This is a genomic window from Micromonospora sp. CA-240977, from assembly GCF_050942285.1.
Lineage (GTDB): Bacteria > Actinomycetota > Actinomycetes > Mycobacteriales > Micromonosporaceae > Micromonospora.
On sequence record NZ_CP192055.1, the window covers coordinates 4,025,244 to 4,043,008 of the forward strand.

General features: G+C 72.0%; 15 protein-coding genes. 9 read left to right on the forward strand and 6 right to left on the reverse strand.

From position 1 onward, the window contains the following. The first annotated feature begins 22 nt into the window (after positions 1–22). Positions 23–832, forward strand: coding sequence for a helix-turn-helix domain-containing protein (locus ACQPWW_RS18685; protein WP_433124250.1), 810 nt, complete (start codon positions 23–25; stop codon positions 830–832). On the opposite strand, the gene ACQPWW_RS18690 is transcribed toward ACQPWW_RS18685, so the two are convergent. The 6 genes from ACQPWW_RS18690 to ACQPWW_RS18715 are packed head-to-tail and all read right to left on the reverse strand — an operon-like array spanning position 819 to position 6,762. Beyond that, on the reverse strand, positions 819–1,739 hold the full coding sequence (locus tag ACQPWW_RS18690) for a PmoA family protein (protein WP_433124251.1): 921 nt from the start codon (positions 1,737–1,739) through the stop codon (positions 819–821). The genes ACQPWW_RS18685 and ACQPWW_RS18690 overlap by 14 nt on opposite strands. Continuing rightward, positions 1,736–2,368 (reverse strand): hypothetical protein, encoded by a 633-nt coding sequence (locus ACQPWW_RS18695; RefSeq protein ID WP_433124253.1) that lies wholly within the window; start codon positions 2,366–2,368, stop codon positions 1,736–1,738. Before ACQPWW_RS18695 ends, ACQPWW_RS18690 begins: the two co-directional genes overlap by 4 nt. After that, complete coding sequence (locus tag ACQPWW_RS18700; RefSeq protein ID WP_433124254.1) at positions 2,352–3,254, reverse strand: carbohydrate ABC transporter permease; 903 nt, start codon at positions 3,252–3,254, stop codon at positions 2,352–2,354. The genes ACQPWW_RS18695 and ACQPWW_RS18700 overlap by 17 nt, the downstream gene beginning before the upstream one ends. Next, positions 3,251–4,234 (reverse strand): carbohydrate ABC transporter permease, encoded by a 984-nt coding sequence (locus tag ACQPWW_RS18705; protein ID WP_433124256.1) that lies wholly within the window; start codon positions 4,232–4,234, stop codon positions 3,251–3,253. The genes ACQPWW_RS18700 and ACQPWW_RS18705 overlap by 4 nt, the downstream gene beginning before the upstream one ends. 31 nt (positions 4,235–4,265) lie before the next feature. After that, the gene (locus ACQPWW_RS18710) at positions 4,266–5,612 is read right to left on the reverse strand and encodes an ABC transporter substrate-binding protein (RefSeq protein ID WP_433124257.1); all 1,347 of its coding nucleotides are present in this window, start codon (positions 5,610–5,612) and stop codon (positions 4,266–4,268) included. 19 nt (positions 5,613–5,631) lie between these two features. Beyond that, entirely contained in the window at positions 5,632–6,762 is a 1,131-nt protein-coding gene (locus ACQPWW_RS18715) for a LacI family DNA-binding transcriptional regulator (protein WP_433124258.1), read from the reverse strand. 238 nt (positions 6,763–7,000) lie between these two features. Here ACQPWW_RS18715 and ACQPWW_RS18720 point away from each other — a divergent pair, with 238 nt between their 5' ends. The 8 genes from ACQPWW_RS18720 to ACQPWW_RS18755 all read left to right on the forward strand — a co-directional run bounded on the left by ACQPWW_RS18720 (position 7,001) and on the right by ACQPWW_RS18755 (position 17,632). After that, positions 7,001–8,329, forward strand: a complete 1,329-nt coding sequence (locus ACQPWW_RS18720) for a Gfo/Idh/MocA family protein (RefSeq protein WP_433124260.1) — start codon at positions 7,001–7,003, stop codon at positions 8,327–8,329. Between the two features lie 24 nt (positions 8,330–8,353). Then, a complete protein-coding gene (gene uxaC / locus ACQPWW_RS18725; protein WP_433124261.1) occupies positions 8,354–9,787 on the forward strand; it encodes a glucuronate isomerase in 1,434 nt (477 codons plus the stop codon). Next, positions 9,784–11,088 carry an enolase C-terminal domain-like protein gene (locus ACQPWW_RS18730; RefSeq protein WP_433124263.1) on the forward strand — a complete coding sequence of 435 codons (1,305 nt, stop codon included), beginning with the start codon at positions 9,784–9,786 and terminating at the stop codon, positions 11,086–11,088. Before uxaC ends, ACQPWW_RS18730 begins: the two co-directional genes overlap by 4 nt. Continuing rightward, positions 11,079–12,569 carry a mannitol dehydrogenase family protein gene (locus ACQPWW_RS18735; RefSeq protein WP_433124264.1) on the forward strand — a complete coding sequence of 497 codons (1,491 nt, stop codon included), beginning with the start codon at positions 11,079–11,081 and terminating at the stop codon, positions 12,567–12,569. Before ACQPWW_RS18730 ends, ACQPWW_RS18735 begins: the two co-directional genes overlap by 10 nt. Continuing rightward, the gene (locus ACQPWW_RS18740) at positions 12,559–13,773 is read left to right on the forward strand and encodes a Gfo/Idh/MocA family protein (protein ID WP_433124265.1); all 1,215 of its coding nucleotides are present in this window, start codon (positions 12,559–12,561) and stop codon (positions 13,771–13,773) included. The genes ACQPWW_RS18735 and ACQPWW_RS18740 overlap by 11 nt, the downstream gene beginning before the upstream one ends. A 57-nt stretch (positions 13,774–13,830) precedes the next feature. Further along, positions 13,831–15,183: a pectate lyase family protein gene (locus ACQPWW_RS18745; protein ID WP_433124266.1), complete on the forward strand. Its 1,353-nt coding sequence runs from the start codon at positions 13,831–13,833 to the stop codon at positions 15,181–15,183. Positions 15,184–15,265: 82 nt separating this feature from the next. Beyond that, positions 15,266–15,994, forward strand: coding sequence for an HD domain-containing protein (locus ACQPWW_RS18750; RefSeq protein WP_433124268.1), 729 nt, complete (start codon positions 15,266–15,268; stop codon positions 15,992–15,994). Between the two features lie 150 nt (positions 15,995–16,144). After that, entirely contained in the window at positions 16,145–17,632 is a 1,488-nt protein-coding gene (locus ACQPWW_RS18755; RefSeq protein ID WP_433124270.1) for an FAD-binding oxidoreductase, read from the forward strand. Positions 17,633–17,765 lie beyond the last annotated feature (133 nt).

The following is a 17,765-nucleotide window of genomic DNA, read 5'->3' on the forward strand; positions in this document are numbered from 1 at the left end:
TCGCCGGCCCCGGTGGTTGTCGATGACATCGCACTTCATGGCGTTCGGCGCGAAGCTGAGTACGCTCATGATCATGTGTGCGGTCGGGGACCTCCTGCGGCAGTGGCGGCGACGCCGGGGGCTGAGCCAACTCGACCTGGCGATCGCCGCGGACGTCTCGGCCCGGCACGTCAGCCTGGTCGAGACCGGCAAGTCCACGCCCAGCGCGGACATGATCCTCCGGCTCGCCGACCAGCTCCATGTGCCACTGCGTGACCGCAACCGGTTGCTACTCGCCGCGGGCTTCGCACCCCGCTACCCGGAGCGTCCACTCGACGACGCCGCCCTGTCGGCTGCCCTCGACTCGGTCCGCAGGGTGCTGCGGGCACACGAGCCGTATCCCGCACTGGTCTTCGACCGGCGGTGGAACATCGTGCTGACCAACCGCGCGATCGACCCGTTCTTCGCGCAGGTAGCCCCCGAGCTGTTGCGGCCACCGGTGAACCTGGTGCGGCTGGGCCTCGACCCGCGCGGGTTCGCTCCCCTGGTCGTCAACCTGGCGGACGTACGCGCGGTGTTCCGCAGCCGGATCTCGCGGCAGCTCGCCAGCGCTCCCGACCCGGAGCTGACCGCGCTCTACGAGGAGTTGCTGAGTCCCGAGGACCCGGTCGGCCAACGGGTCGACGCCGACGTGGTGATCCCGATGATCCTGCGGATCGACGGACGTGAGCTGCGGCTGTTCTCGACAATCACCACGTTCGGCACCCCGATGGACATCACGATCGACGAGATCGCGATCGAGTCCTACTACCCGGCGGACCCGGAGAGCGCTGCCTACTTCACGAAGGAGTAGCACCGTCCGACCGCCCGGGGTCGGCGCTGGCGGCCAGGGCCGCGGCGGTGGTGCGGTCGAGCACCCCGTCGGCGACGACCACCGCGTGCCGGCCCCGCCGCCGGGTGCCGGCGGCGATGGTGACCGGCCGCTCGAACGCGAACGCCACCCCCACGCCCGGGTACATCGCGGTCCGCGTGAACCACCGGTCGCCGTCGCCGAGACCGGTGAGGACCAGGGTGTACGCCCGCCCGTCCGGCCCGGTGCCGGTAAGGGCGACCCACGGCTCGACGGAACCGTTCACCGCCTCCTCCCCCGTCGCGGAGGCGCTGAACACCGACGCGGGCGCGGCTGAGACCGCCCGCCAGAAGAACCCGCCGTACCCGGCCCGGTCCGGACGCCCGTTCGTGGTGGGGCTGCCCAGCCGCACGTCCTGCCCGGCCGGGGCCCGCAGCGTGTAGTCCACGTCCAGCCGCCAGGCCGGCACGTCCCCGGTCACCGCGACAGCGCTGAGCCGACGGTCCTCGGTGAGCAGCACGGCCGCCTGCGGGTCGCGCCACTCGAGCCGGTGGGCCAGCCGGTCGGCGGACCGCTCCGACCACCCGGTGTGCGCGATCCGCCCGTGGTCGTCACGCCAGGTGTAGCCGACGTCGCGCACGTAGCTGCGCCCACCCCAGAGGTTGGCGCCGTTGACGTCCGCCACGGCCAGGGAGGCGCCGAGGTGCCAGACGTGGTCGGCGGGCAGCGCGTCGGTGACCACCGTCCCGCCCAGGGTGCGGACCGGATGCAGGTACGGCCGCGGCCCGTGCCGCGCGTCCAGCGCCGGGTCGACAACGTACCGGGCCACCTCCGTGCCCCCGACCACCAGCCGCGCCGGCTGCTCGCCGCCGTCGCCCGCCGGGAACCGGGACCCGACCTCGGTGCTCACTGTGCCTCCCGGTCGACGGGGGCCGGCCGCCGACCGGCGACGGCGTGCAGCGCGGCCACTGTGTACCCGGCGAGGATCGGCACCGCGACCGGGGTGACCAGCACGGCGAGCAGCCCGGCCAGCGCGGTCACCCCGGCGAGCGCGGCCCAGCGGGCGGGGGCGTCGAGGCAGGCGCGGGCGGCGGACCGGGCCGCCGCCCGCCACCACCCACCCCCGTTGCCGCCCACCTCGACGACGACCAGCCCGGCGTATCCGGCCAGGCCGGCCGCGACCAGGGCCGTCACCAGCAGCGCCGGCGGCCCGCCCGGCACCCGGCCGGTGGCCAGCGCCGCCAGGTCCGCGGCGAGCAGCCCGGCCACGGCGAGCGCGAGCAGGCTGACCGGCACGCCCGACAGCACCGAACTGCCGAACCGGCGCACTGTGGCCCGCGCCGACGGCCAACCGCCGGTACGCGTCCAGTCGTGCACCGCCGCGCTGGCGGTGCCGGCCGCCGCCGCCGCGGTGAACAGCGGCGCCGCGGCGAGGGTCAGCAGGATGCCGAGCAGCGCCAGGTCGGCGGCGTCGCGGGCGACGTCCCGCCAGTCCCGCCGACCGACGGTGTCCGTCGCCGGTTCAGCCCTTGATGCCACTGGTGTTGATCCCCTCGACGAGCATCCGCTGGAAGGCGACGAAGAACAGGAAGACCGGCAGCAGGGACAGCACCGACATGGCGAACATCGGGCCGACCGCGCTCTGGCTCGTCGAGTCGATGAACAGGGTCAACGCGACAGGCACCGTGTAGTCCTGGAGCTGGGACAGGAAGACCAGCTGGCGGAAGAAGTCGTTCCAGGTCCAGATGAAGGAGAAGATCGCCGTGGTGACCAGCGCGGGACGGCTCAGCGGCAGGATGATGTGCCGGAAGATGCCGTACGGGCCGGCGCCGTCGATCCGGGCCGCCTCGTCCAGTTCGCGGGGGATGCCCCGCATGAACTGCACCATCAGGAAGACGAAGAACGCCTCGGTGGCCAGGAACTGCGGGACGAGCAGCGGCAGGTACGGCCATTCGCCGCCGACCAGCCCGAGCGTCCGGAAGAGGATGTACTGCGGCACGATCAGCACGTGTTGCGGCAGCAGCAGCGTGCCGATCATGACGGCGAACCACACCCCGCGCAGCCGGAACCGCAGCCGGGCGAAGGCGTACGCGGCAAGCAGGCAGGAGAGCCCGTTGCCGACGACGGTGAGCAGGCTGACCATCGCGCTGTTGAGGAAGAACCGGCCGAAGCTGACGTCGAAGTTGGACCACCCGGCGGTGTAGTTGCCCGGGGAAAACCGCTCCGGCAGCAGGCCGACGTTGTTGACGATCTCCTCCTGGGACTTCACCGAGGTGCCGACCATCCAGATCAGCGGGTAGAGCACCACGGCGACGATCGCCACCAGGATCAGCAGTCGCAGCACCGAGCGACCGCCGGTGCGTCGGCGCGTGCTGGGCGCCGGTCCGGTCGGCACGTCGGCCGTCGGGGTCACCGTCACCGTCACCGGTCCTCCCCGTCGGAGTAGTGCACCCAGAACCGTCCGGTGCTGAAGAAGATCGCGGTGATGACCGCGATGGCGAGCAGGAACACCCAGGCCATCGCCGAGGCGTAGCCCATCTGGAGTTCGGTGAAGCCGGTGATGTAGAGGTTCAGCGTGTACATCAGCGTCGAGTCGACAGGGCCTCCGGTGCCGTTGCTGAGCACGAACGCCGCGGTGAAGCCCTGGAACCCGTTGATCGTCTCCAGCACCAGGTTGAAGAAGATCACCGGGGAGAGCATCGGCAGTGTGACGTTGCGGAACTGGCGGAACCGGCCGGCGCCGTCGACGGAGGCGGCCTCGTACAGCTCGGTGGGCACCTGCTTCAGCCCGGCCAGGAAGATCACCATCGGCGCGCCGAACTGCCAGATGGCGAGCACCATCAGGGTCTCCAGGGCCCAGTCCGGGTCGTTGACCCACGGTCTGCCGGTGACGCCGAAGAGGCTCAGCAGCGAGTTGAACGCCCCGTCGCGGTTGAACATGTTGACCCAGACGATGGCCAGCGCGACGCTGCCGCCGAGCAGCGACGGCAGGTAGAACAGCCCACGGAACAACCCGACGCCGCGCCAGGCGCGGTTGAGCAGCAGCGCCACGCCGAGCGCCGCGGCCAGCTTCAGCGGTACGGCGACCAGCGCGAAGGTCACTGTCACCCGCACCGCGTGCCAGTACGACGGGTCGGCGGTGAACATCCGCTCGTAGTTGGCAAGCCCCACCCACCGCGCCTCGGAGAAGGGGGTGAGGACGTCGTAGTCGGTGAAGCTCAGGTAGAGCGACAGCAGCATGGGGATCGCCGTGACACCCATCAGGCCGATGAGCCACGGCGACAGGAAGACGTACCCCGCCAGACCTTCGCTGTGCCGGAGGCGTCCGGGCCCACGCCGCTGGGCATGGGCCCGGACGGATCCGGGGCCGCGTCGGGTCGGGTCGGGCGCCGTGGTCAACGCCACGAACGGCTCCTCTCCTCGCCCGGTGGGGCGGTCAGGCGATGGCGGACGCGCACGCCTCGACGAACTGGGTGGCGGCCTCGGCGGGGGTGGCCCGGCCGTACTGGGCGTTCTCGGCGGCCTTGATCAGCTCGGACTTGACCTTGCTGTGTCCCTTGATCGGCACCTGCGGCGACGGGCCGAACTTCTGGGTCAGCTCGGCCTCGACGGCGATCGACTGCTTCATGGCGGGGTCGGTGGTGTCGTCGCTGACCACCCGGCGCAGGTCCAGGTTGGACGGCAGGCCCCGGTCGGTGCCGAGCAGCTTGACCACCCCGACGTCGTTGTTCAGGAAGTTGATCACATCGACCGCGACGTCCTTGTTCTTGCTGCCCTTGAAGACCGACCAGTACATCGAGGCGCGGGCCCACTGCGCGCTGGGGTCACCGGGATAGGCGATGACGCCCAGCTCGTCCTTTGTGTTCTTCTTCAGGTCGGGCATCTGGTTGGCCCACACCCAGGAGGTCGCCGACTTGCCGGTGACCACCAGCTGCTTGGTGACGTCGCTGGAGTTGCCCTCGTGGATGACGTCGGCGGTCGGGGTGGCCCTGCGGTCCCGGGCGCCCTTCCACAGCTCGAACCACTTGGTCACGTCGTCGGCGGTGAAGCCCAACTCCTTGCCCCGGTAGAGGTCCTTGCCCTGCTGGCGCAGCCACACCCAGAACGCCTTGTAGTCGGCGCTCGGGTCCTGGGTGCCGGGCACCCTGGTCTTCGCGGTGACCTGCTCGGCCCAGGCGATGTGCTGCTCCCAGCTCATCCCGGTGGTCGGCTCGGGCAGGTTGTGCGTCTTCAGCAGCGTCTTGTTGTAGACCAGGCCCTGGGTGTTCTCCCCGGCGGCCAGCCCGGCGAGCTTGCCGTCGACCACGCCGTACTGCCAGAGGCTCTCGGGGAACTTGGAGGTGTCCAGCTTCCCCGACTTCTGGTACGAGGTCAGGTCGAGCGTGGTGTTGCGGGCCGCGTACTCGGCCAGGTAGTTGTCGTCGATCTGGAACAGGTCCGGCGGGTTGCCGCCGGCCGTGAGGGTGGCCAGCTTGTCGAAGTAGCCCTGGTTGGCCTGCCAGGTCTTCTCGAATGTCACGTTCGGGTGCTTCTGGGTGTAGAGGGCCAGCGCGTCCTCGGTCAACTTGGCCCGGGCGTCGCCGCCCCACCAGAAGATGGAGAGCTTGACCGGGGCGTTCGGGTCGGCGGAGCCGCCGTCGTCGCCGCAGGCGGCGGCCCCGAGCATCAGCGGCGCGGCCACCGTCATGGCGAGCAGGCCGCGCAGCAGGCGCCGCCGAGGCAGCGGGGTACGGTCATTGCGCCCGACGGGCGCGTCAACGGTGGGGGGCGTTGCGGGGTGCATGTGCGCTCACTCCTCGGCATTAGGAGGCGACGGCGTCACCGGTGGCCGCGGTCGGGATGCCCGGGCCCGCAGGGCAATGCGGGTCCGGGCCATGCGATGAGGCCAGGGAACGTGCCGGTCGGGCGTGCGGGCCCGGTCCGGTCGAGTCGCGGATGACCAGGTCGGTCTGGAGCATTACCTGTGCGGTGGTACGACGGACGCCGAGCGCCGTGCCGGCACCGGGTCCCCGCGCGCCGCGCGGTGACTCGATGTCCTGTTGCAGCAGCATGTCGACGGCCGTCCGGCCGGCGGCCCCGGTGGGTGTGGCCACCGTCGTCAGTTTGGGTCGGGTGAGCCGGCTCAGGGTGATGTCGTCGACCCCGACGACGCTCACCTCCTGCGGCACCCGAACCCCGAGCGCGTCCAGCCCTTCGATGAGGCCGATCGCCATCAGGTCGTTGTAGGCGAGCACTGCCGACACACCGCTGTGTCGCACCTGCTCGGCGACGGCGGCGCCGCCGGTCTCGGTGGGCGCGTTCGGGCCGAGCACTGTCAGCTCCGCGCCGCCGGATCGGGCGGCCGTGCCGGCGGCGCGACGCATCTCCCGGTTGGTCCACGAGCTGCGTGGGCCGCCGAGCAGCGCGATGCGACGGTGGCCCAGGCCGACCAGGTGCTCGATCGCGGAGCGGGCGCCCTGCCCGACGTCCATCAGCACGCAGGGCAGGCCGGTCACCTGGCGGTTCACCACCACCAGCGGCACCTCGCGGCTGAGCTGCCCGATGAGGCTGTTGCTCATCCGAGGGCTGCACAGCAGCACGCCGTCCACCTGCTTGGCCAGCGCGTGGACCAACTCCTCCTCGGCGGCGGGGTCCTCGTTGGTGTCGGCCACGAAGACGTGGTAGTCGCGGTGTCGGGCCTGACTCTCCGCCGCCTTGATCAGCGGCGGGAAGAACGGGTTCGCGATGTCCGCGATGATCAGACCGATGTTGTGCGTACGTCCGGTGATCAGGGCTCGGGCGGCGCGGTTCGGCCGGTAGCCCAGATCCTCCGCGCAGGCCAGCACCCGGACCCGGGTCTCCGGGTTGACCAGGTGCGGGGCGGAGAAGGTGCGGGACACGGTGGAGATGTGCACACCGGACGCCCGGGCGACGTCCCGGATGGTGACTGGCACGGCTGGCCCTTCGTCCGATGTGGTGGCGGTCACGTGGGTGTGGCCCATTAATGCAAACGGTTGCGCCAGTGTCAACGGTCAATGGTTGCGGCTTTGTTGCGCCACCACTTCCCACGGTGACCTACTGCCTCTCAAAACCGGATAATTACCGCCGTTTGCATCGCCGTCGTTGACGCCATCGCATTGATCGTGATTACTTCATTGCAAACCTTTGCAGGATCACCGGGGAGGCGACAGCATGTCACCGAGAGCCGGCGGCCGGGTCCGGTACGCCGTGGTGGGCACCGGCGCGCGGGCCGAGATGTTCGTCCGGGCCCTGGTGCTCGACCACGCCGACACCGCCGAGCTCGTCGCGTTCGCCGACGTCAACCAGACCCGGATGGACACACACAACCGCTGGCTGGCCGAGCTGGGCCACCGTCCGGTGCCGACCTACCCGGCCGGCGATGTCGAGGCCATGCTGGACGCCGAGCACGTCGACGTCGTCCTGGTCACCAGCGTGGATGTCACCCACGACGAGTACGTGGTGGCCGCGCTGCGCGCCGGCCGCGACGTGATCACCGAGAAGCCGATGACGGTGGACGCGCCGCGCTGCCGGCGCATCCTGGACGCGGTCACCGAGACCGGCGGCCGGGTGACTGTCGCGTTCAACTACCGCTACAACCCCCTGCACGAACAGGTCCGCCGGCTGCTCGCCGACGGCGCGGTCGGCGAGATCGGCTCGGTGCACTTCGAGTGGCTGCTCGACGTGCGCCACGGCGCTGACTACTTCCGCCGCTGGCACCGCGACAAGGCGACCTCCGGCGGGCTGATGGTGCACAAGGCCAGTCACCACTTCGACCTGGTCAACTGGTGGTTGGCGGCCACCCCCGTGGAGGTGTACGCGGCCGGCCGCCTGTTCTTCTACGGCGACGGTGGCCGGCGGCACGGCTACGCCCGCGACTACGACCGGGCACACGGCTCCCCCGCCGCCGCCGACGACCCGTTCGCGCTGCGGCTGGACGCCCACCCCCGACTGCGCGAGCTGTACCTCGATGCCGAGGCCGAGGACGGCTACCAGCGGGACCGCAACGTCTTCGCCCCCGGCGTCACCATCGAGGACGACATGGCGGTGCTCGCCCGCTACTCCACCGGTGCCACCATGACGTACCACCTCACCGCCTACGCGCCCTGGGAGGGTTACCGGGTGATGGTCAACGGCAGTCGGGGTCGGCTGGAGCTGGAGGTCACCGAGAACGACTTCGTCGACCCGGGCACCGCCGGCGCGGTCAAGGGCGCCGCCCTGCACGGCGTCGACGCGCCGGCCGAGGGCGGCGGCGCGACCCTCACCCTGCGCCCGTTCTGGGCCCCGCCCCGGCAGATCCCCGTCGAGGGCCGCACCCGACACGGCCACGGTGGCGCGGACGCCCGGATGACCGGGGTACTCCTCGGTGGTCAACCCGACCCGATGGGCCGCGCCGCGACCGCCGACGACGGCGCGCTGGCCCTGCTCACCGGCCTGGCCGCCAACCGGTCCTTCGAGACCGGTCAACCGGTCCGGGTCGCCGACCTGCTCACCCCCCACTGACCAGGAGACGAGGAGCCCATCCCCGTGCCGACGTTCGACCACACCGACCTGCTCCTGCCGCCCGAACCGGGCCAGCGCGCGCTGGCCCGGGAGCTGTACGCGCTCGCGGCGGAGCAACCCATCATCTCGCCGCACGGGCACGTCGACCCGGCCCTGCTCGCCGAGGACCAGCCCTTCCCAGACCCGGCGCGGCTGCTCATCGTACCCGACCACTACCTGACCCGGATGCTGCTCAGCCAGGGCGTCCCGCCGGCGGACCTGGGCGTGCCCACCCGCGACGGCAGTCCGGTGGAGACCGACGGCCGGGTGATCTGGCGACGCTTCGCCGCGCACTGGCACCTGTTCCGGGGCACCCCGTCGCGGCTCTGGCTGGAGCAGACCTTCCGCACCGTGTTCGGCGTGCACACCCCGCTCGGCCCGGCCACCGCCGACACCGTCTACGACGAGATCGCGGCCCGGCTCGCCGAACCGGACTTCCGGCCCCGGGCGCTGTTCGAACGGTTCGGCATCGAGGTCCTCGCGACCACCGAATCCCCACTCGACGACCTGAGCCAGCACGCCAAGCTCGCCGCCGACGGCTGGGGCGGGCCGGGCGGCCGGGTGGTCACCACGTTCCGCCCGGACGACGTGGTGGACATGGAGTTCGACGGCTGGTCCACGAACGTGGCGCGGCTCGGCGAGCTGGCCGGCGAGGACACCGGCACGTACGCCGGCTACCTGGCCGCCCTGCGGACCCGGCGGGCCGCGTTCGTCGCCGCCGGGGCGACCTCCTCCGACCACGGCCACCCCACCGCGCGCACACTGGACCTGACGCCGGCCGAGGCCGAGCGGCTCTACGACCGGGGCCGGCGCGGCACGGCCGACGCCGCCGACGCGGAGGCGTTCCGGGCGCACATGCTCATGGAGTTCGCCCGGATGTCCCTCGACGACGGCCTGGTGATGCAACTGCACCCCGGCGCGGTGCGCAACCACAACCGCTGGCTGCACGCCCGGCACGGCCGCGACGTCGGCGGGGACATCCCGCAGGCCACCGAGTACGTGCACGCCCTCGCCCCGCTGCTGGCGCGCCACGGCAACGATCCGCGGCTGCGGCTGGTGCTCTACACCCTCGACGAGGACACCTTCACCCGCGAGCTGGCGCCCCTCGCGGGCGGGTACGCGGCCGTGCTGCTCGGCGCGCCCTGGTGGTTCCTGGACTCCCCCGAGGTGTTGCGCCGGTTCCGGGAGACGGTCACCGAGACGGCCGGTTTCTACAACACCACGGGTTTCGTCGACGACACCCGGGCGTTCTGCTCCATCCCGGTACGCCACGACGTGGCCCGCCGGGTGGACGCCGGCTTCCTGGCCCGGCTGGTCGCCGAGCACCGACTGCCGATGGACGAGGCCGCCGAGACCATCGTCGACCTGGCGTACCGGCTGCCCAAGCGGGTCTTCAACTTCGGAAAGGTGGACCGGTGACGGTGACCATCACCTCCGTCGAGGTGCACGACGTGCGGTTCCCGACCGCCGCCCGGGGCGACGGCTCCGACGCGGTCAACCGCGGCGACTACTCGGCGACGTACGTGGAGTTGGGCACCGACGCCGGGCCGAGCGGCGCGGGGTTCACCTTCACCAACGGCCGGGGCAACGAGATCACCTGCGCGGCGGTCCGGGCGCTCGCCCACCACGTCCGGGGGCGCACGATCGAGGAGATCACCGCCGAGCCTGTGACGTTCTGGCGTTCGCTCAGCGCCGACGTGCAGCTGCGCTGGCTCGGCCCCGAGAAGGGCGTCATCCACATGGCGACCGGCGCCCTGGTCAACGCGGTGTGGGACCTGCGGGCCACCCTCGCCGGCAAGCCGATGTGGCGTTTCCTCACCGAGCTGCCCACCGACGACCTCGTCGCCAGCATCGACTTCAAGCACATCACCGACGCGCTCACCCCCGACGAGGCGGCCACCATCCTCGACAAGGGACTGATCGGAGGGGATGGCCGGCTCGCGGAACTCACGCAGAGTGGTTTTCCTTCGTACACCACCTCGGTCGGGTGGCTCGGCTACCCCGACGACAAGGTGCGGGCGCTGACCCGGCAGGCGTACCAGGACGGCTGGCGGGCGATGAAGATGAAGGTCGGCGGTCCGCTCGCCGACGACGTGCGCCGGGCCCGGATCATCCGGGAGGAGATCGGCCCGGACGCGCTGCTGATGATGGACGCCAACCAGGCCTGGGACGTCGACGAGGCGATCACCGCGATGGGCGCGTTGGCCGAGGTGGATCCGTACTGGATCGAGGAGCCGACCCACGCCGACGACATCCTCGGGCACGCCCGGATCGCCCGCGCCGTCGACGAGCTGACCGGCGGGCGGTGCCGGGTCGCCACCGGTGAGGTGGCCGCCAACCGGGTGGTCTTCAAGCAGTTGTTGCAGGCCGAGGCGATCGGGGTGATGCAGATCGACGCGTGCCGGGTCGGCGGTGTCAACGAGGTCCTCGCCGAGCTGCTGCTGGCGGCGAAGTTCGGGGTGCCGGTCTGCCCGCACGCCGGTGGCGTCGGCCTCTGCGAGTACGTCCAGCACCTGGCGATCTTCGACTACCTGCGGGTGGGCACCGGCCTGGACGGGCGGATGATCGAGTACGTCGACCACCTGCACGAACACTTCGTCGACCCGGTCCGCACCCGCGGTGGCCGCTATCTGCTGCCCGAGCGGCCCGGTTACAGCGCCACGATGAAGCCGGCGTCGATCGCCGAGTTCCGCTTCCCGGACGGTCCGGCATGGCGGTGACCGTCGGCGCCCGACTCGGCCTGGGCGTGCTGCGCCGACTCCCCGTCGAGGCCCGCCCCCTGGTCCGGCCGGGCACCGTGCCGACCGGCATCGTCCATCTGGGGCTTGGTGCGTTCCACAGGGCGCACCAGGCCGTCTACACCGAGGCGGCGGTCGGCGCGGCCGGCGGTGACTGGGGCATCGTGGCCGTCGCGCCGCGCAGCGCCGCGGTGGTCGAGGCCCTCGCCGCCCAGGACAACCTGTTCAGCGTCAGCACCCTCTCCGCCGCCAGCAGCGGCACCCGGGTGGTGGGCGCCCTCAGCGGCGTGCGGCACGCGCCCCACGACCCGGACGCCGTGGTGGCGCTGCTCGCCGACCCGGCGGTGCGGGTGGTGACGCTTACCGTCACCGAGAAGGCCTATCAGCTCGACCCGGTGACCGGGGACCTGTCCCCGGACGCGGCGCTCGCCGCCGACCTGGCCGGCGGCCGGCCGCCGACCACGGTGCCCGGGTTGCTGCTGCGCGGGCTGGCCGCGCGGGCCGCCGCGGACGCCGGACCGGTGGCCCTGGTGAGCTGCGACAACCTGCCGGCCAACGGCCGACGGCTGCGCGGGATGCTCGACCAGACCGTCGGTCGTGCCGCCGGGGTGCCTGCCGGGCTTGTCGAGTGGGTGGCCGGCAACGTCACCTGCCCGGGCACCATGGTGGACCGGATCGTGCCGGCCAGCACCCCGGCGACGATCGAGGCGTCCCGCCGGGCGCTCGGCGTGACCGACCTGGCCGCGGTCGCCGCCGAGCCGTACGCGCAGTGGGTGATCGAGGACGACTTCCCCGGCGGCCGGCCGGGCTGGGAGCACGCCGGGGCGGTGCTCACCGACGACGCCGGCCCGTGGGAGCGGTTGAAGCTGCGCGCCCTCAACGGCGTGCACTCGGCGGTGGCGTACCTGGGCGCGCTGGCCGGGCGGGAGACGATCGCCGAGGCGCTGGAGATCCCGTACCTGGCGGACGTGCTGCGCCGGCTGATCGCCGAGGATGTCGCGGCCAGCTTCACCCCACCGGACGGTGTCCGGGTGGTCGACTACGGCGAGCAGGTCCTCGCCCGGTTCGGCAACCCGGCGATCCACCACCGCACCCTCCAGGTCGCGCTGGACGGCTCGCAGAAGCTGCCGCAGCGGATCCTGCACACCATCGTCGACCTGCGCGCGAGCGGCCGGTCCGCGCGCTGGGGGGCGTTGGTCGTGGCGTCCTGGTTGCGCTTCGCGCTGGGGTACGCCGACGACGGCCGACCGTTGCCGTTGCAGGACCCCCTCGCCGGGCCGATCCGGGCCGCCCTGGACGCCGGCGCGCGGACCCCGGCCGGCGCGGTGGACGCCGTCTTCGCGCTCCGCGAGGTCATCCCGGCCGAGGTGGCCGCCGACGACGAGGTCCGCGCCGAGGTGATCGCCTGGCTGACCGCGCTGGAACGACACGGCGTCGAGGCCACCCTGGCCGGTGCCCGGTGACGTGGTCGGTCGGAGCGCGGTGAGCGGGCTGGCGAGCGCGACGCCGCCCCGGGTGGCGGTGATCGGGGCGAACGGGCACGGCCGCTGGCACCGGCGCGTGCTCGCGCCGCTGCACGCCAGCGGCCGGTTGCGGCTTGTCGCCCTGGTCGACGTCCGGCCCGTGGAGGACGACCCGGTCGCGCCGGTGCCGCCCGGGGTCGAGGTGTTCACCGACCACCGGGCGATGCTCGCCGCCACCCGGCCGGAGGTGGTGGTGATCTGCACCCCGCCGCACACCCACCTGGCGATCGCCCGGGACGCCCTGGCCACCGGGGCGGACCTGCTGCTGGAGAAGCCGCCGGTGTTGTCCCTCGCCGAGCACGAGGAGCTGACCTGGGCGCTCGCCGCCGCCGGCCGGGTGGCGCAGGTCGGCTTCCAGGCGCTCGGCTCGGCGGCGCTCACCGCGCTGACCGACGCGTTGGCGGCGGGCCGACTGGGCACCGTCACCGGCATCCGCACCGTCGCCGCCTGGCAACGGCCGGACGCCTACTACGCCCGCTCCCCCTGGGCCGGCCGACGGAGTCTGGACGGCCGCCCGGTGCTGGACGGCGCGCTTGTCAACCCGCTCGCCCACGCGGTGATGCAGTGCCTGGCGGTCGCCGAGGCGCTCGGTGGGGCGACGCCCTGGCCGGTGACGATCGAGGTGGAGCGCTACCGGGTCCGGCCGATCGAGGTGGAGGACACCGCAGTGCTGCGGATCCTGTTGCGCGCCGGCCCGCCCGTGCTGGTGGCGGTGACCCTTGTCGCCGAGGAGTTCGTGGCAGGCGAGGTGGTGGTGACCGGTACGGCGGGACAGGCGGTGCTGGAGTACCCGACGGACCGGCTGCGGCTGCCCGGGGACGTGGTGACCCGCCGGATCCCGGGGCGACAGGGGCTGCTGGAGAACCTGCTCGCGCACCGGGCCGACCCGTCGGGGGTGCCGTTGATCGCCCCGCTGGCCCGTACCGCGCCGTTCACCGCCCTGCTGGACGCGCTGCGGGCCGCTCCCGAGCCGCGACTGCTCGACGGCGATCTGGTGACCGCCGTCGGGGAGGGCGGGGAACGGGTCCGCCACCTGCGGGGTGTGGTCGACGTGTTGCGCCGGGCCGCCGAGCGGGGGGCGCTCCCGAACGAGCTGGCGGTGCCGTGGGCGGTCGCCGCGTACCGCGCCGACCTGGCCCGCTAGCCGAACGGACAGACATCACCTGGGTGGAGACCCACCACCGACGAATGGAGAGAGTCGATGCGCGCAGTCCTCACCGGCGCCACGGTGGTCGCCCTCCTGCTCGGCGCCGCACCGGCCGCCGCCGCCCGCCCGGACGTTCCGTCCACCGAGCGGCTCTCCTGGCTGGCCCGTCACCTCGGCCGGCAGGCGCTGCCCGAGCGCGACGGCTGGGCGGCCGAGGGCCCCGGCACCACCGGCGGCTCGGCGGCCACCCCCGAACGCACCCGGGTGGTGCGCAGCCGGGCCGAGTTGGTCGCCGCGTTGGGCGGCGACAACGCCAGCAACGCCGCCGATGCCACACCGAAGCTCATCTACGTCGACGGCGCCATCGACGGCTTCGAAGGACCCGACGGCACGACGCTGAGCTGCGCCGACCTGGCCGACCCCGGGTACCGGCTGGACGCCTACCTGGCCGCGTACGACCCGGCGGTGTGGGGTCGGGTGGCGCCCGCCGGACCGGTGGAGGAGGCCCGGGTGCGCTCGGTGACCAACCAGACCCGGCAGACCCAGATCAACGTCGGCCCCAACACCACGATCGTCGGCCTGCGCGGCGCCCGGCTGACCGGGCTCACCCTCATGATCGACCGCGCGTCGAACGTCATCGTCCGGAACCTGACCTTCGTCGCCGCCCGGGACTGCTTCCCCGCCTGGTCGCCGACCGACGGCGAGGCCGGCAACTGGAACAGCCAGTACGACCAGATCTCGGTCCGTCGCAGCGAGCACGTCTGGGTCGACCACAACAGCTTCACCGACGGCGACAACCCGGACAGCGCCCAGCCCGTCTACTTCGGGCGGCCCTACCAGGTGCACGACGGGTCGTTGGACGTCACCCACACCGCCAGCCTGGTCACCGCCTCCTGGAACCGCTTCACGCGGCGGGACAAGCTGATGCTGATCGGCTCGTCGAACACCGTCGGCCCGGACGTGGGCCGGCTGAGGGTCACAGTGCACCACAACCTCTTCGACGGCGTCCTGCAACGGCTGCCCCGGGTGCGCTTCGGTCAGGTCGACGTCTACAACAACCACTACCGGCTCGGTGGGGACGGCTTCCAGTACGCGCTCGGCGTCGGCGTCCAGTCGGCGATCCACGCGGAGAACAACTTCTTCACACTCGACCCGACTGTCGACCCGGCCGACCTGCTCCACGACTGGGGTGGCACCGGGTTGACCGAGCGGGGCTCCTGGGTGCGCCAGGGCGCCGGGCGGGCCCGACCTGTGGACCTGCTGGCCGCGTACAACGCGGGCCACGATCCCGACCTGGCCGCCGACGCGGGCTGGACGCCCACCCTGCGCCGCGACCCCGTCCTGCCGGCGCCGCTGGTCCCACTCCTGGTGGACCCGCTCGCCGGGGCCGACCGGCTGCCGAGCTGACGGCTCGACCCGGGTCGGGTTCGCGGTCGGGTCGGCGACGTAAGGGCTCATCGATCTGGCGAAGATCGGCTATAAGTGACGCATGGACTTCCCGCCGCACCTGGGCAGTATGCCGATGCACGCGATCACCGAGATCCACGGCGAACCGGGCCTGCTGGAGCGCTTCCGGTTGGAGGTCCAGCAGTTCGACGACGCCGCCCGCGAGCGGTTGACCGCCGCGCTCGACCTCGCCGCCGAGCTGCACCGCGACGACCGGCGCGTCCGCGAGCCGTACCTCAACCACCTGCTGCGGGTGGCGATCCGGTTGATGCACCACTACCAGGTGCGCGACGTGGACGTGATCGTCGCCGGCCTGCTGCACGACGCGGTCGAGGACCACCCGGTCGAGCTGGCCGCCGGCGACGTCGGCGCCGACCCGACCGCGGCCGCGCTGGCCGCGCTCGCCGCGCGGTTCGGGACGCGCGTCGCGACGCTCGTCGCCGCCGTCACGAACCCGGTGTACGACCCCGAGCGGGACCGCAACACGCAGTACCGGGAGCACCTGGCGGTCAGCCTGGACCGCGAGCCCTGGGCCCGGGTGATCAAGGTGTCGGACTTCACCGACAACGGCGTCGGGGTGATCCACACGATCGGGCCCAAGGTCGTCTCGTCGGCCCGGAAGTACCGGCCGCTGGTGCCGCTCTTCCGCGACCTGATCGGCCGGCCGGACACCCCGTTGTCCCCGGTGGTGAAGCGGCACATCTTCGGTCAGCTCGACCTCGCCGAGGAGCGGTTCAGCGCCATCCTGGATCAGCCCGCGCACTCCACCTGACCTGCGATTTCATCACCCGACCGGGTTCCGTGACAATCTCTCGGATCTTTGCCGCACCCTGCGGCATTACGGTGGTTTTGCGTCAGTTGGGAGGCAAAAGTCCTCTCGATCGAAGTTTCTGACGTAACCCCGATCGAGAGGACTCGGACCATGCGCGACCTTTCTCGTCGCGATCTGCTCAAGGCGACGGCCGTCGGCGCCGGAGCGGTCGCCCTCCCGGGCATGATCGCCGGCAGTTCGGCGTTGGCGGCGGACGGCCCGTCCTTCGGTGACACGTCCCCGCCCGCCACGTTGACCGGCCGGATCGTCCGTCCCCAGAGCCCCGACTACGCGCAGGCGAGCCTCGGCTGGGACGAGCTGTTCGTGCGGTACCCGCTGGTCATCGTCTTCGCCCAGGAGACCCAGGACGTCGTCAACGCCCTCACCTGGGCTCGGCAGCACGACGTCGCGCTGCGGGTGCGCAGCGGGCGGCACAGCCTGGAGGGCTGGTCGAACGTCGACAACGGCATCGTGATCGACGTCAGTGAGCTGAAGGACGTCCACATCGACACCGCCACCCGCACGGCGAAGCTCGGCGCGGGGCTCAACCAGTCCGAGGCGATCACCGCGCTCGGGGAGTACGACCTCGCGGCGACGACCGGCACGGAGGGGACCGTCGGCCTGTCCGGTGCGACCCTCGGGGGCGGCTTCGGGTTCCTCACCCGCTACCTCGGCATGGCCTGCGACAACCTGATCGGGGCGGAGATCGTCGTCGCGTCGGGGGCCAACGGCGCCCGGGTGCTCGAGGTGGACCCGTGGAACCACGCGGACCTGCTCTGGGCCCTGCGCGGCGCCGGAAACGGCAACTTCGGGATCGTCACGTCCCTCACCTACCAGGTGGCCCCGCTGAAGAGCGTCGCCTACCTCCAGGTGACCTGGCCGGGTCTCGACGACCTGCACGAGGTCTTCGACACCTGGCAGCACACCGCGCCGTTCAGCGACCCTCGTCTCGGCACCCAGGTCGAGGTCCACCCGACCGAGATCCTGCTGTTCGCGGTGCTCGCCGAGGGTTCGGAGGCCGAGGCGAGGAGGCTGCTGGAACCGCTCCTCTCGATCGGCACGCCCGAGGTCACAGTGCAGATCGGCGGCTGGAGCGAGACGTACGCCGGGTTCCAGATCCCGAACGACGAAGAGCCGGCGAAGTGGAAGTTCTTCTCGCAGTTCACCAGGGAACCCTTCCCGGCGCAGGCGATCAGCATCGTCCGCCAGTTCATGGAGAAGTCACCGTCGCCGGACAGCAACTTCTTCACCCAGGCCTTCGGCCGGGGCGCCCAGCGGAAGGAGCCGTTCGGCGGCGCGGCGTTCCCGCACCGGGACGCGCTCTTCTACTCCGAGCCCGGCGTGGGCTGGGGCAAGCGCGGCGAGCCGGACAGCGACGACGCCGTCACCCCGATCGCCCAGACCTGGATCGCCGAGTTCAGCCAGGCGCTGCGCCCCTACGTGGACGGTGCCTACGTCAACGTGCCGAACATCGGCATGGCGGAGTGGGAGGAGGCCTACTGGGGGCGCAACTTCCCGCGGCTGCGCAAGATCAAGGCGAAGTACGACCCGCACAACGTCTTCCAGTACGAGCAGAGCATCCCGCCCGCGACACACTGACCGGGATGGCCGGCGGCGCGGGTGACCCCACTCGTGCCGCCGGCCAGCGCCCAGCACGGCGCGGGCGGGCCGGGTTGCTCACGAGCGATATACCTCAGCGTCATATTTATACCTCTGGGTCATATCGCTCATC

Excerpts from the sequence above, each read along its gene's own strand:
- ACQPWW_RS18685 (WP_433124250.1), top strand. The coding sequence starts at position 23 with ATGACATCGCACTTCATGGCGTTCGGCGCGAAGCTGAGTACGCTCATG.
- ACQPWW_RS18710 (WP_433124257.1), bottom strand. The coding sequence starts at position 5,612 with ATGCACCCCGCAACGCCCCCCACCGTTGACGCGCCCGTCGGGCGCAAT.
- ACQPWW_RS18720 (WP_433124260.1), top strand. The coding sequence starts at position 7,001 with ATGTCACCGAGAGCCGGCGGCCGGGTCCGGTACGCCGTGGTGGGCACC.
- ACQPWW_RS18735 (WP_433124264.1), top strand. The coding sequence starts at position 11,079 with ATGGCGGTGACCGTCGGCGCCCGACTCGGCCTGGGCGTGCTGCGCCGA.
- ACQPWW_RS18745 (WP_433124266.1), top strand. The coding sequence starts at position 13,831 with ATGCGCGCAGTCCTCACCGGCGCCACGGTGGTCGCCCTCCTGCTCGGC.
- ACQPWW_RS18750 (WP_433124268.1), top strand. The coding sequence starts at position 15,266 with ATGGACTTCCCGCCGCACCTGGGCAGTATGCCGATGCACGCGATCACC.
- ACQPWW_RS18755 (WP_433124270.1), top strand. The coding sequence starts at position 16,145 with ATGCGCGACCTTTCTCGTCGCGATCTGCTCAAGGCGACGGCCGTCGGC.